Raw genomic sequence first — 12,841 nt, forward strand, 5'->3', positions numbered from 1 at the left:
AGCGACTTAGACCGGCTGCCAGAGGGCAGGGGTGTTGGGCGGCTCCCAGCCCGGCAGGCTGGTGTGCGCCTGGAGGCAGCGGTAGCTGACGCCCTGGTAGGTGACGGTCTGTCCGGCCGTGTAGGCCGTGTACGTCTGCCACGTGGTGCCCTGGCCGCCGCCCACCGTCAGGCTGAAGGAGGCCGAGTGGTCGGCGCTCGCGCCGTCGGCGTTCAGGCTGATCGTGTACGTGCTCGGCGTCACGCCGCTCGTGGTCGCGAACGTCACCGTGGACGACTGCCCGGCGGTGATCGTGGACGGGCTGAAGCTGACCGTCACGCCCGCGGGCACGTTGCTCGCCGACAGGGCGACGCTCTGCGCCTGACCGGCGGTGACCTGCGTGCTGACCGTGGCCGTGGCCGACTGCCCGGCCTGCACCGAGGCCGACGACGGGGTCACGCCGAAGGAGTAGTCGTTCGGCGAGCTCTGCCCGATCTGCAGGTTGTAGGTGGCCTGGCGGTCCACGTCGGCGCCGTCGGCCGTGATCGCGATCGAGTGGCTGCCCTGCGGGCTGCTCGCCGAGGTGCTGATCGTCAGCGTCGAGCTCTGCCCCGCGGTGATGGTGGCCGGGCTGAACGAGGCGGTCACGCCGGCCGGCAGGGTGCCGGTCCGCAGGGTGATCGACTGCGCCGAGCCGCCGGTCACGGTGGTGCTCACCGTGGTCGTGGTGCTCTGGCCCGGGGTGACGCTGCCGGAGGCGGGGTTCAGGTTGACCGAGAAGTCGTTGCTGCCCTGGGTGCAGGTCGGCTCGCCGGACTGGGCCCGTACGCTGACGCCGTCCCAGGCGTTCTTGACCACGTTGAACTCGGTGCAGCTGCCCGGGTACAGGGTCTTGGCGGCCTGGAGGGTGGCGACCCTGGCCTTGGCGTGCGTCCACGGCTGGGTCTTCATGTTCAGCGCGGACATGAACACCTCACCGGCCTTGCGGATGCCGATGCCGGTGATCGCGGCGCCGTTGTCGCAGCGGGTGCTGGCGGGCTTGCCCGAGGGGTTGGTGCCCTCGGCCACGAGGTAGAACCAGTGGTTCTGCGGGCCGGCCGCCGCGTGCACCTCGGTGTTCGGGATGGAGGCGCTGTAGCAGTTCGGGTGGCTGAGGGCCGACGGGTTGTACATGTTGCGGATCGGCCCGGACCCGGAGAGGTTGACCTCCTCGCCGACCAGGTAGTCCGGCGGGTCGTTCGGGTTGTTGGCGTACGCCTCGGTGAGCGCGCCGAAGATGTCGCCGGTGGACTCGTTCATGCCGCCGGTCTCGTTGCCGCTGCCCGAGCCGCCGCTGGTGAACTGGAAGATGCCGTGGCCGAACTCGTGGCCGACCACGTCCATCGACGTGAGCTGCTGGGAGTTGGCGGAGTTGTGGCCGAAGGAGCCGTACTGGCCGTTCCAGTAGGCGTTGACGTCGGCCAGGCCGACGCGGGCCGGGTAGCCGCCGCCCTGGCCGTTGATGCCGTTGCGGCCGAGCCAGGCGCTCAGCATGTCCCATTCCCGCTGCGCGGCGTAGAGCGCGTCGACGCAGGCGGTCTCCAGGTTCGTGCCCGAGCCGTTGCCCCAGGTGTCGGTGGTCTTGGTGTACGGCGAGCCGTTCTGGCCGCCGCACGCCACGCCGCTCCTGCGGGGGTCGCGCATCGTGTACGAGGGGCTGGTGTCGATGGTGACGGTGCCGACGTAGTAGCTGTTGCCGGTGCCGTCGCGCACCTCGTCCCAGTCGTCGATGACCCTGCCGGTGAGGGCGTCCACGTAGACGTGGAGCTTGGTCTCGTGACCGGCGGCGGTGGCGCCGGTGACGAGCACCTCCCAGGCCAGCCGCGGGGTCGTCGTGGTGGCGTGCACGGACAGCACCGGCGTGGCGACGGTCTCGACCCTGGCCACCTTGGCCCTGGCCGTCACGGCGGCCTGGGCCGCGGTGACCTTCGCCTTCGTGCCGATCCCGATCTTCGTGCGCTGCCCGGTGGCGACCGTGTCGACCACCGCGCCGGAGGCGTCCGTGGCGACGACCACGTCGCCGCCGTAGACGGGCAGGCCCGCGTGCTTGCGGGCGTAGGTCAGGTACTGCAGGCCGCGGACGCCTTCGACGGTCGACGTCAGCGTGAACGTGTCCTGCTCGGATGCCAGCAATGCCGCCGAGTCGGCCAGGATCGCGTTGTGTGCGGTGGCGATCGCGTTCCTGCGCTCGTCGGGGCTGGGAGGATCGGCCACCTGCGACGCTTGGGCTGTGGCGCTCGTGGCGCCCACCAGCGAGCTGGTGGTCAGGGCTAGCGCGAGCATTGCGGCAGCCCCCAACCTGAGTTTGGGGTTCACTCTCTGGCTCCTCAGGGGGGTGTGGAGTGGAAGAGCCCCGGCCGGCTGGGGATGAACACAGGGTGACACCGGGATGGCGCGACCCGGTACCCAACAAGTTTCCTATAACGCGGTGGTATGGCCCCCTGAGCTGGGATTTCGCGGGATTTTAGGGCGCAGAAAAGGTAAAGAAGCTTTCCAGTAACGGTCTCAGCAGGCCGCCGTGAACGCCTCGAAGAGCGCCGCCCCGTCGCCCGCCTCCGGGTGCCACTGGACCGCCGCCGCGAAACCGCCGGAGTCGAGCTCCACCGCCTCGATCGTCCCGTCGGCGGCCGTGGCGGTGACCGTGAGTCCGGGGGCGAGCCCGTCGATCGCCTGGTGGTGGTAGTGCGGGACCGCCACCGGGTCCGTGCCGAGCGCCTTGGCCAGGCGGCTGCCGGGCACGGGCGTGACCGGCAGGTGGCCGAACTCGCCGGGCGCGGGGGAGTGGCCGGTGTGCCCGGTCACGTCGGGCAGGTGCTGGTGCAGGGTGCCGCCGAGCAGCACGTTGAGCACCTGGAGGCCGCGGCAGATGCCCAGGAACGGCAGCCCGGCCTCCAGGGCCGCCGCCAGGAGGGCGAACTCGGCCTCGTCCCGGAACCGCCGGACGTAGCCGGTGCGCTCGTGCGCCGCGCGGCCGTACCTGGCCGGGTCGACGTCGCCGCCGCCGGCCAGGACGAGACCGTCGAGCCGCCCCACGACCTGGGCGGGATCGCCGGCCGGCGGCAGCAGCACGGGCTGCCCGCCGGCCTGGACGATCTTCTCGACGTACATGTACGGCAGCAGCGCGACGGGCAGGTCCCACACGGTGAAGCGGGCGGGCTCGACGTACGTCGTGACGCCGATGACCGGACGGGTCACAGCGGCGTCACGTACGCGCCGGAGATGCCGCCGTCCACCAGGAACTCGGCCCCCGTGATGAAGGAGGCGTCGTCGCTGGCCAGGAACGCCACGGCGGCGGCGATCTCCGACGCCTCGGCGAAGCGGCCCACCGGAATGTGCACCAGGCGCCGCTGGGCCCGCTCGGGGTCCTTGGCGAACAGCTCCTGCAGCAGCGGCGTGTTCACCGGCCCCGGGCACAGCGCGTTGACCCGGATGCCCTCGCGGGCGAACTGCACGCCCAGCTCGCGCGACATCGCCAGCACGCCGCCCTTGGAGGCCGTGTACGAGATCTGCGACGTGGCCGACCCCATCACCGCCACGAACGACGCGGTGTTGATGATCGACCCCTTGCCCTGCCGCCGCATGTACGGGATGGCGTGCTTGCAGCACAGGTACACGCTGGTCAGGTTCACCTCCTGGACGCGGCGCCAGGCGTCGAGGCCGGTCTCCAGGATCGAGTCGTCGTCGGGCGGCGAGATGCCGGCGTTGTTGAAGGCGACGTCCACGCTGCCGTAGGTCTCGTGGGCCGTGGCGAACATCCGGACGACGTCGTCCTCGCTGGTCACGTCGGCCTTGACGAAGAGGCCGCCGACCTCGCCCGCGGCCTTGGCCCCGGCCTCCTCGTCGATGTCGACGCAGACGACCTTCGCGCCCTCCTGCGCGAACCTGCGCGCCGTGGCCAGCCCGATGCCGCTGCCCGCCCCGGTGACGACGGCCACCCGGTCCTGCAATCGCTGCACTGTCACTCCCATGAGATGAAGACGTTCTTGGTCTCGGTGAAGGCCGTCAGGGCGTCCGGGCCGAGCTCGCGGCCGAGGCCGGACTGCTTGAAGCCGCCGAACGGCGTCCAGTAGCGCACCGAGGAGTGCGAGTTCACCGACAGGGCGCCCGACTCCACCGCGCGGGCCACCCGCAGCGCCCGCCCGACGTCGCGCGTCCAGATGGACCCGCTCAGCCCGTACGGCGTGTCGTTGGCGATGCGCACGGCCTCGGCCTCGTCGCTGAACGGCACCACCGACACGACCGGGCCGAAGATCTCCTCGGTGAAGGCGCGGTCGGTGACCTCGGAGGTGAGCACGGTCGGCGGGAACCAGAAGCCCTTGCCCTGGGGGCAGTCGCCCTGGAGGTAGGGCGTGCCCTCGACGAAGCCGCGGACGCGTTCCAGGTGCTCGGCGCTGATCAGCGGGCCCATCTCGGTGGACTCGTCGAGCGGGTCGCCGACCTTGACGCCGCGCACCGCCGCCGACAGGCGTTCCAGGAACTCGTCGTACACCTCGGCCTGGACGAGGATGCGCGAGCGGGCGCAGCAGTCCTGGCCGGAGTTGTCGAAGACCGCGTAGGGAGCGGTGCTGGCCGCCTTGCCGAGATCGGAGTCGGCGAAGACGATGTTCGCCGACTTGCCGCCCAGCTCCAGCGTCACCCGCTTGACCTGCGCCGCCGCCTTCGCGGCGATCTCCTTGCCCACCTCGGTCGAGCCGGTGAACACGATCTTGGCCACGCCGGGATGCTCGACCAGCCGGGCGCCCGCGACCTCCCCTGCCCCGGGCAGCACCTGGAGCACCCCCTCGGGCAGGCCCGCCGCCAGGGCCAGCTCGGCCAGCCGCAGCGCCGTGAGCGGAGTCCATTCCGCCGGCTTGACGATCACCGTGTTCCCCGCCGCCAGCGCCGGGGCCACGCCCCACGACATGATCAGCATCGGGAAGTTCCACGGCACGATGACGCCCACCACGCCCAGCGGCTCCTGGAACGTGACGTCCACGCCGCCGGGCACCGGGATCTGCTTGCCGTGGTTGCGCTCGGGGGCGGCGGCGTAGAAGTGCAGCACGTCGCGGACGGCCCCGGCCGCCCAGCGCGCGTTGCCGATCGGGTGCCCGGCGTTGTCCAGCTCCAGCCGGGCCAGCTCCTCGCCGTGGGCGTCCACCAGGTCGGCGAAGCGGCGCAGCAGCCGCGCCCGGTCGCCCGGCGCCACCTCCCGCCAGCTCCGGTACGCCTTCGCGGCCCGCTCCACCGCCCGGTCGACCTCGGCCGCGTCGGCCAGCTCGACCTCGGCGACGACCTCTTCCGTCGCCGGATTAACGATCCTCATGCCTACCGTCACATTCGCTCGAAACCACGGAACAGCTCCCAGTCCGTCACCGCCGCGTCGAAGGCGGCCAGCTCCACGCGCGCGTTGTTCGCGTAGTGCTCGACCACGTCGTCGCCGAACGCCTCCCTGGCCAGCTTCGACCCCTCGAACAGGGCGAGCGCGTCCCGCAGCGTGTGCGGCACGGTCTCGGCGCCGGAGTCGTAGGCGTTGCCGGTGAAGGCGTCCTCCAGCGGCAGCTCCCGGTCGATGCCGTCCAGCCCGGCCGCGATCAGCGCCGACACCGCCAGGTAGGGGTTGACGTCCCCGCCCGGCACCCGGTTCTCCACCCGCAGCGACGGCCCGTGGCCCACCAGCCGCAGGGAGCAGGTGCGGTTGTCGACGCCCCACTTGACGGCGGTGGGCGCGAAGCTGCCGGGCACGTAACGCTTGTAGGAGTTGACGTTGGGCGCGTACAGCAGCGTGAGCTCGCGCATGCGGGCGAGCTGCCCGGCGATGAACCGCGCGCCGAGCGGCGAGAGCCCGTACGGCCCCTCGCCCGCCATCGCCAGGCCGCCGTCGAGGCCGCGCAGCGAGATGTGGATGTGGCAGGAGTTGCCCTCGCGCTGGTTCGGCTTGGCCATGAAGGTGATCGAGCGGCCCTCCTGGGCGGCGATCTCCTTGGCGCCGTTCTTGTAGATCGAGTGGTTGTCGCAGGTGCGCAGGGCCTCGTCGTAGCGGAAGGCGATCTCGTGCTGGCCGAGGTTGCACTCGCCCTTGGCCGACTCGACGTACATGCCGGCGCCCTCCATGTCGCGCCTGATGCGCCGGAGCAGCGGCTCGACGCGGGCGGTGCCGAGGAGGGAGTAGTCGACGTTGTAGAGGTTGGCGGGGGTCAGGTCGCGGTAGGCGCGCCGCCAGGCGTCCTCGTAGCTGTCGTCGTAGACGACGAACTCCAGCTCGGTGCCCACGTACGCGGCCAGGCCCCGCTCGGCCAGGCGGGCGAGCTGGCGGCGCAGGATCTGCCGGGGGGAGGCGGTGACCTCGCCGCCCTCCTCCCAGGCCAGGTCGGCCATGACCAGGGCGGTGCCGTCCTGCCAGGGGACCCGGCGCAGGGTGGACAGGTCGGGCTTCATCGCGAAGTCGCCGTAGCCCCGGTCCCAGGAGGACATGTCGTAGCCGGCGACGGTGTTCATGTCCACGTCGACCGCGAGCAGGTAGTTGCATCCCTCGGAGCCGTGGTGGAGCACCTCGTCCAGGAAGTAGCGGGCGGAGAGCCGTTTGCCCTGCAACCTGCCCTGCATGTCGGCGACGGCGAGCAGCACCGTGTCGATCCGGCCGGAGGCGACCTCGCCCCGCAGTTCCTCGACGGACAGGAATCCGTTGCCCGCTGCTTCGCTCACCCTAGGTCGCTCCGATCTGCTCTGAAGCGCTTTCCCGTTGATTGGGCTAGTCTCAGACCATTGATGTGCATGCCGGGATCGCTTGTCAAGACCTGAGGACACCTTGGACGATTCGGCGCGTTTGATGACAGTGCTCCGCCCGGTGAGGGCGGGAAACGCCTTCGAGGAGACCGTGGAACGGCTGCTCCAGGCGATCAAACTGGGCGTGGTGCCGTACGGCGACAAGCTGCCGCCCGAGCGCGAGCTCGCCGTGCGGCTGGGCATCAGCAGGGTCACCCTGCGCGAGGCCATCCGCGCCCTTCAGGACGCGGGCTACCTCGACGTGCGGCGCGGCCGGTACGGCGGCGCGTTCGTCACCTATGTCCCGCCGCGGCCCGACGCGGGTGACCTGCGGCAGGCGGTGGCCGCCATGGGCATGGCCGAGCTGTCGGACGCGCTGACGTTCCGGCTGGCGGTCGAGTGCGGGGCGGCGCAGGTGCTGGCCGCGGCCGAGCTGACCCCGGCTCAGCGGGAGGTGCTGCCGCGCCGCCTGGCCGAGCTGGACGAGGCGCCCCTGGAGGACTACCGGCGCCTGGACACGGCCTTCCACCTGTCGATCGCCGAGCTGACCGGCTCGACGCTGCTCGCGGCGACGTGCGCCGACGCCCGCTCCCGGGTGAGCGACCTGCTGAACGCGATCCCGATGCTCCAGGTGAACATCGAGCACGCCGCCGCCCAGCACCGGGCCATCGTGGACGCCATCCTGGCCGGCGACCCGGACGCGGCGCGCCGGGCGATGGCCGAGCACCTGGAGGGCACGGCCGCCCTCCTCCGAGCCTTCCTGGCCTGAGCGCCCTTCCCGGCCTGAGGCTCTTCAGCGGGGGCCGGGGCCGTCAGGCGGTGCGGGCGTCCGGGGGCCGCACCCGGAAGGTGTGGCGGGCGCCGTCGGGCCAGGTCAGCGTGATGTCGTCGGCCGTCACCGCCGCCGTCGGCACCTCGAAGGGGTCGCCGCCCAGGACGGCCGCGCCGACCGCCCAGCCGTCGGCCGCCACCCCCTCCAGCACGGGCACGGCCGCCGGAGCCCCGAAGGCGCTGCCCTCGGGGTCGGCGGCGACGTGGGCCCGGCTGTAGCCGCGCATCGCGACCAGCTCGGAGACCAGCCCGTCGCCGTCCCGCACCCGCGCGCCGGGCCCGCCGGCCGGGTCGGCGGGCGCGACGAGCGCCCACCCGCTCTGCCGGACCGCCGAGCCGGGCGCGACCCGGTGGACGCGCACCTCGACGGCCCCCCTGACCAAGCTCAGGCTCTCCACGCCCGCGCCCGCCGACGCGGCCCACGCCAGGTCGCCCGCCGAGCCCGCCCCCCGAGGGATGATCGTGCCGCGCCCGGCGACCGTGCCGTCCGGGCCGACGACGCCGAAGTGGTTGTCGGGGACGCCCGTGGTCGGCGCGGTGCGGGTGGAGTAGGCGTAGCGGTCGTACAGGGGGTCGCCGGGGTGGTGCTGGCTGCCGTGGTTGAGCAGCCGGGCGACGTCGCCGGTGTGCTGGACGACCAGCCCGGGGCCGGGCAGCGCGGCGAGCCCGGTGGGGCCCGGCTCCTCGGGCGCCGTCCACACCGGGTGGCCGGCCGGCAGCAGCAGCCCGAGGAACGCCTTCGAGGCCCAGTACGGCGACGCCGAGCCGGAGTAGGACTGCAGCGAGGGCTCGTGGGGGCCGTGCCAGCCCAGCGTGAGCAGCCCTTCGGGGGAGAGCGCGCCCTCGTCGAGGAAGCGGCGCAGGACGCCGGAGGCGATGCGGCGGGTCTGGCCGGGGGACAGCGGGGTGGCCTCCAGCAGGGCTCCGGCGAAGAGCGAGGTCGCCGAGGCGAAGCGGTAGGTGAGGGAGCGGCCCTGGTAGAGCATGCGGCCGTCCTGGTCGAAGGTGAGGGCGTAGCTCTCCAGGAAGCGGCGCAGGCGGGGCCCGGGGGAGCCGTGGCCCGACAGGTGGGCCAGCAGGGCCGGGTAGAGGTGCATGGCCCAGCCGTTGTAGTGGTCGAAGGAGCGGTTGTCGCCGTCGGTGTACCAGCCGTCGCCGGCGTACCAGGGCTCGATGCGGGCCAGGCCGCGTTCCACCGCCGCGCCGGCCTCCTCGGCGTGCAGGCCGGCGGCCGACAGGAAGCCGCCCACCATGGCGGGGAACAGCCACCAGTTGTTGTCCACCGGCTCGTGGCGCAGGGCCCCGGCCAGGTAGGCGGCGACGCGTTCGCGGGTGGCGGCGGGCAGGCGGTCCCACAGGCGCTCGCGGGTCAGCCAGAGCGACAGGGCGATCGAGGCCGCCTCGACCATGGGCTGGGTGCGGTCCTCGATCGGCTGCCAGACGCCGGGGCCGGACTCCAGGCCGCGCGCGTACGGGGCCAGCAGTTCCTCGGGGCCGCCGCCGGCCACGCGGAAGGCGGCCAGCAGGAAGGTGCGCGCGTACCCCTCCAGACCGTCGCAGCGCGACCAGCTCTCGCGTCCCGGCAACGTGATCACGGCGCCGTCCGCGGAGCGGTACGGTTCCACCGCGGCCAGCAGCCCGTCGGCCACCGCCTCCCAATGGGCGCGGGTCCAGCCGGTGTACGGGCTGAGCGTTCGATCCTCCGGCGGAAGCGGGAACATGCGGCACTCCAAAGGGACGTCCGGTCTCCGGCGGGACCTTAGCATCCTGATCGAACGAAAGCATCCGTTCAAAAACGAAAGCACTTCCCGCTAGGATCGCAGGGTCGAGTCAGAAGGAGTCGCGGTGTTCGCCGAACAACGTCATGAACTGATCCTGCGCGAGGTGCGCGAGCGCGGTTCCGTACGCCTGGCCGAGCTGGTCGACCGGCTCAACGTCTCGATGGTCACCCTGCGCAGGGACGTCGAGCACCTGGCCGGACAGGGCCTGGTCAACCGCGTGCACGGCGGCATCACCCGGCCCGAGTCCGCGCCCGCCCCGGCCAGGGAGCGCTCGCTGACCCTCGGCATGCTGGTGCCCTCGGCCACCTACTACTACCCGGCGGTCATCAGGGGCGCCCGCGAGCGGGCCGAACGGCTGGGCGCGCGGCTCGTCCTCGGCGTCTCGCGCTACGACGACGAGGAGGACCGCACCCAGGTCAGGCAGCTCGTGGACGGCGGCATCGAGGGCCTGCTGCTCACCCCGAGCAGGCAGCCGGACGCCTCGCACGAGGACTGGCTGGCCGAGCTGGGCGTGCCGGCGGTGCTCGTCGAACGGCGGGCCGAGCTGGGCGGGCCCGCCTCGCTGCTGGACGCGGCGGCCTCCCACCACGCTCACGGGGCCTTCCTCGGCACGCGGCACCTGGCAGAGCTCGGGCACCGGCGGCTGGCCATGGTCTCGCGGGACAGCCCGACGGCCCCCCGGGTGCGGCACGGGTTCCTGGCCGCCGTCCGCGACCTGGGGCTGGCCGAGCCCGTCCACCTCGACGTCGCGCAGGAGGGGCCATCGCGCGAGCAGGTGGCCGACGTGGTCGCGGCGATCAGGGGCGGGGTCACGGCCATGCTCGTGCACAACGACGAGGACACGTTGCTGCTGGTCCAGCACCTGCGCACGGCCGGGGTCCGCATTCCCGAAGAGGTGTCGCTGGTCGCCTACGATGACGAGGTGGCGGCGCTCAGCGACCCCCCGCTCACGGCCGTCGCGCCTCCCAAGGCCGCGGTCGGCCGCTGTGCCGTCGACCTGCTGGTGAGCCGGATCCAGGAGGGCCCGCGGCGCCCTGCCCAGCACGTGGCGCTGCTGCCCGAGCTGAGGGTCCGGGAATCCACGGTCGCGCCGCGTCCGTGACGTTACGCATCCATTTCGTTATTGATCGATTTGTGGCCTCTCTCTAGACAACCGATCGAGTATGAGCGAATGATGCCTTATCGATCGAAAGCGATGAGGAGCCATCGATGGGACGCAAGAGCGCCGGCATTGCCGGACTGCTGGCCGGTATGAGCCTGCTCGCCGCCGCGTGCGGCAGCACGGAGCCGGCGCAGCCCGCGGGCGAGGCGGGCAAGCCCGCCGAGGTCACCTTCTGGGGCTGGGCCAAGGGCACCCAGCAGGTCGTGGACGCCTTCAACAAGTCACACAAGGACGTCCAGATCAAGTACGAGGAGATCCCCTCGGGCAACGCGGGCGGCTACGCCAAGTTCTCCAACGCCGTCAAGGCCGGCAACGCCCCCGACGTCATGTCCGTGGAGTACCCGCAGCTCCCCGACTTCGTGAACCAGGGCGCCCTGCAGGACATCTCGGCCGACGTGGCCGACGTCAAGTCCAAGTACCCGGCCGAGGTCTTCAGCCTGGTCGAGCTGGGCGGCAAGGCGTGGGCGCTGCCCATGGACGCCGCGCCGCAGGTGTTCTTCTACCGCAAGGACCTGTTCGAGAAGAACAAGATCGAGGTCCCCAAGACCTGGGACGACTTCCGCGCCGCCGCCGAGAAGGTCAAGAAGGCCGACGGCAAGTCCCGCATCGCGACCTTCTTCCCCGACGACCCGAGCGTGCTGGCCGCGCTGTCGTGGCAGGCGGGCGGCAAGTGGTTCGGCACCGAGGGCGACGCCTGGAAGGTGACGATCAACGACGAGCCCAGCAAGAAGGTCGCCGAGTACTGGCAGGGCCTGGTCAAGGACGACCTGCTGAAGGTCCAGCCGTCCTTCAGCCAGGAGTGGAACGCCGCCTTCGAGGACGACACCCTCTGGGGCTACGTCGGCGCCAACTGGGGCGCGGGCGTCATGAAGGGCAACCACGCCGGACAGTCCGGCAAGTGGGCCATCGCGCCGATCCCCAACTGGGGCACCCCGGCCAGCGGCATGCTCGGCGGTACCACGTTCGGCGTGAGCAAGGGGTCGAAGAACGCCAAGGCCGCCGTCGAGGTCGTCAAGTGGCTGACCGGCTCGGAGGAGGCGTGGACCGCCCGCCTGTCCTCGGGCACCTCCAGCGGCTTCCCGGCCATCGCCGACCTCGTGCCGGTCGCGGCCAAGAGCTTCGACGCCTCCTTCTACGGCGGCCAGGACATCTACGCGCTGTTCTCGGAGTCGTACAAGACGGTCCAGCCCGGCTGGACGTGGGGCCCGAGCATGGTGCAGACGCTGACCACGTTCAAGGACGCCCTCGGCAAGGTGTCCAGCGGCGGCACCACCATCCCCGGCGTGCTGGACGCCGCCCAGACGGCCACCGTCGGCGAGATCAAGAGCCGCGGCCTCAACGTCGCCCAGCAGTAGCACGACGCGCGCGGCGGAGCGCCGGCTCCGCCGCGACCCACCGAAAGGCAGCTTGTGACTTCTCCCCTAGGAAGCGGTCGCGGCGGCGAGGGGTGGCGGCGGCGGGGGGCGATCCTGCTGTTCGTCGGGCCGTTCTTCGCGCTGTTCGCGGCCGTGATCGTGGCCCCGCTGGCCTACGCGGTCTACCTCAGCCTGTTCAGCGAGAAGTCGTCGGGGCTCGGCTTCGGCGGCGCGGAGACCGTGTTCGTCGGGCTCGGCAACTACCTCGACACCCTGAAGGACTCCGCCTTCACCGACGGCTTCCTGGTCATCCTCGGCTACTGCGTGCTGTACATCCCGCTGATGATCGGCGGCGCGCTCACGCTGGCGCTGCTGCTGGACTCCGGGCTGGCCAGGCTGGGCAAGTTCTTCCAGCTCGCGCTGTTCATGCCGCACATCGTGCCGGGCGTGATCGCCGGGCTGATCTGGCTCTACCTGTACCTGCCCGGCATCAGCCCCATCGTGGACCTGCTCGGCGACGTCGACTTCCTCGGCGGCGACCACGTGCTCGGCTCGGTGGTCAACATCGCGCTGTGGGAGTGGGTGGGCTACAACATGATCATCTACTTCGCGGCGCTCCAGGCCATCCCGGCCGAGGTCGTCGAGGCGGCCAGGATGGACGGCGCCGGCCCGCTGCGCGTCGCCCTCCAGGTCAAGGTGCCGCTGATCCGCGGCGCCGTGGTCACCACCGTGCTGTTCACGATCATCGGCTCGCTGCAGCTGTTCACCGAGCCGATGGTGCTCGACAACGTCAGCGACGGCGTCGTCAGCACCTGGACGCCCAACATGTACGCCTACAACGAGGCGTTCGGCAACAACGACTACGGCCAGGCCGGCGCGGCCTCCATCCTGCTCGCGCTGCTCGCCGCCGTGCTGTCCTACGCCGTCACGAAGTGGGGGAACCGCCGGTGAAG

General features: G+C 71.7%; 10 protein-coding genes. 4 read left to right on the forward strand and 6 right to left on the reverse strand.

Annotated elements, in window-relative coordinates:
- Window positions 1–6 precede the first annotated feature (6 nt).
- The 5 genes from ACIBQ8_RS29635 to ACIBQ8_RS29655 form a co-directional block, all read right to left on the reverse strand.
- Complete coding sequence (locus ACIBQ8_RS29635) at window positions 7–2,301, reverse strand: M4 family metallopeptidase (protein WP_397169557.1); 2,295 nt, start codon at window positions 2,299–2,301, stop codon at window positions 7–9.
- A 222-nt stretch (window positions 2,302–2,523) separates the two neighbouring features.
- Complete coding sequence (locus ACIBQ8_RS29640; RefSeq protein ID WP_397169555.1) at window positions 2,524–3,213, reverse strand: gamma-glutamyl-gamma-aminobutyrate hydrolase family protein; 690 nt, start codon at window positions 3,211–3,213, stop codon at window positions 2,524–2,526.
- Window positions 3,210–3,974 carry a 3-oxoacyl-ACP reductase gene (locus tag ACIBQ8_RS29645; protein ID WP_397193484.1) on the reverse strand — a complete coding sequence of 255 codons (765 nt, stop codon included), beginning with the start codon at window positions 3,972–3,974 and terminating at the stop codon, window positions 3,210–3,212. Before ACIBQ8_RS29645 ends, ACIBQ8_RS29640 begins: the two co-directional genes overlap by 4 nt.
- A gap of 2 nt (window positions 3,975–3,976) precedes the next feature.
- Window positions 3,977–5,320 (reverse strand): aldehyde dehydrogenase family protein, encoded by a 1,344-nt coding sequence (locus tag ACIBQ8_RS29650; RefSeq protein WP_397193485.1) that lies wholly within the window; start codon window positions 5,318–5,320, stop codon window positions 3,977–3,979.
- A gap of 8 nt (window positions 5,321–5,328) precedes the next feature.
- A complete protein-coding gene (locus ACIBQ8_RS29655; RefSeq protein ID WP_397169550.1) occupies window positions 5,329–6,699 on the reverse strand; it encodes a glutamine synthetase family protein in 1,371 nt (456 codons plus the stop codon).
- A 124-nt stretch (window positions 6,700–6,823) separates the two neighbouring features.
- Between ACIBQ8_RS29655 and ACIBQ8_RS29660 the strand changes: the two genes are divergently transcribed.
- Window positions 6,824–7,528: a FadR/GntR family transcriptional regulator gene (locus ACIBQ8_RS29660; RefSeq protein WP_397169549.1), complete on the forward strand. Its 705-nt coding sequence runs from the start codon at window positions 6,824–6,826 to the stop codon at window positions 7,526–7,528.
- 43 nt (window positions 7,529–7,571) lie between these two features.
- Here the strand turns inward: ACIBQ8_RS29660 and ACIBQ8_RS29665 are convergent, their stop codons facing one another.
- On the reverse strand, window positions 7,572–9,311 hold the full coding sequence (locus ACIBQ8_RS29665) for a DUF2264 domain-containing protein (RefSeq protein WP_397193486.1): 1,740 nt from the start codon (window positions 9,309–9,311) through the stop codon (window positions 7,572–7,574).
- Window positions 9,312–9,435: 124 nt separating this feature from the next.
- Between ACIBQ8_RS29665 and ACIBQ8_RS29670 the strand changes: the two genes are divergently transcribed.
- The 3 genes from ACIBQ8_RS29670 to ACIBQ8_RS29680 all read left to right on the forward strand — a co-directional run bounded on the left by ACIBQ8_RS29670 (window position 9,436) and on the right by ACIBQ8_RS29680 (window position 12,839).
- Window positions 9,436–10,473, forward strand: a complete 1,038-nt coding sequence (locus ACIBQ8_RS29670) for a substrate-binding domain-containing protein (RefSeq protein ID WP_397169545.1) — start codon at window positions 9,436–9,438, stop codon at window positions 10,471–10,473.
- 107 nt (window positions 10,474–10,580) lie between these two features.
- The gene (locus ACIBQ8_RS29675) at window positions 10,581–11,888 is read left to right on the forward strand and encodes an ABC transporter substrate-binding protein (protein WP_397169544.1); all 1,308 of its coding nucleotides are present in this window, start codon (window positions 10,581–10,583) and stop codon (window positions 11,886–11,888) included.
- Between the two features lie 54 nt (window positions 11,889–11,942).
- Window positions 11,943–12,839 (forward strand): sugar ABC transporter permease, encoded by an 897-nt coding sequence (locus tag ACIBQ8_RS29680; RefSeq protein WP_358283596.1) that lies wholly within the window; start codon window positions 11,943–11,945, stop codon window positions 12,837–12,839.
- The last annotated feature ends 2 nt before the right edge of the window (window positions 12,840–12,841 follow it).

It is taken from the genome of Nonomuraea sp. NPDC049646 (assembly GCF_044465525.1).
GTDB lineage: Bacteria > Actinomycetota > Actinomycetes > Streptosporangiales > Streptosporangiaceae > Nonomuraea.

What these genes read in the sequence shown, in the direction of transcription:
- ACIBQ8_RS29675 (WP_397169544.1), top strand. Translation starts at nt 10,581, where the DNA reads ATGGGACGCAAGAGCGCCGGCATTGCCGGACTGCTGGCCGGTATGAGC.
- ACIBQ8_RS29660 (WP_397169549.1), top strand. Translation starts at nt 6,824, where the DNA reads ATGACAGTGCTCCGCCCGGTGAGGGCGGGAAACGCCTTCGAGGAGACC.
- ACIBQ8_RS29665 (WP_397193486.1), bottom strand. Translation starts at nt 9,311, where the DNA reads ATGTTCCCGCTTCCGCCGGAGGATCGAACGCTCAGCCCGTACACCGGC.
- ACIBQ8_RS29635 (WP_397169557.1), bottom strand. Translation starts at nt 2,301, where the DNA reads ATGCTCGCGCTAGCCCTGACCACCAGCTCGCTGGTGGGCGCCACGAGC.
- ACIBQ8_RS29650 (WP_397193485.1), bottom strand. Translation starts at nt 5,320, where the DNA reads ATGAGGATCGTTAATCCGGCGACGGAAGAGGTCGTCGCCGAGGTCGAG.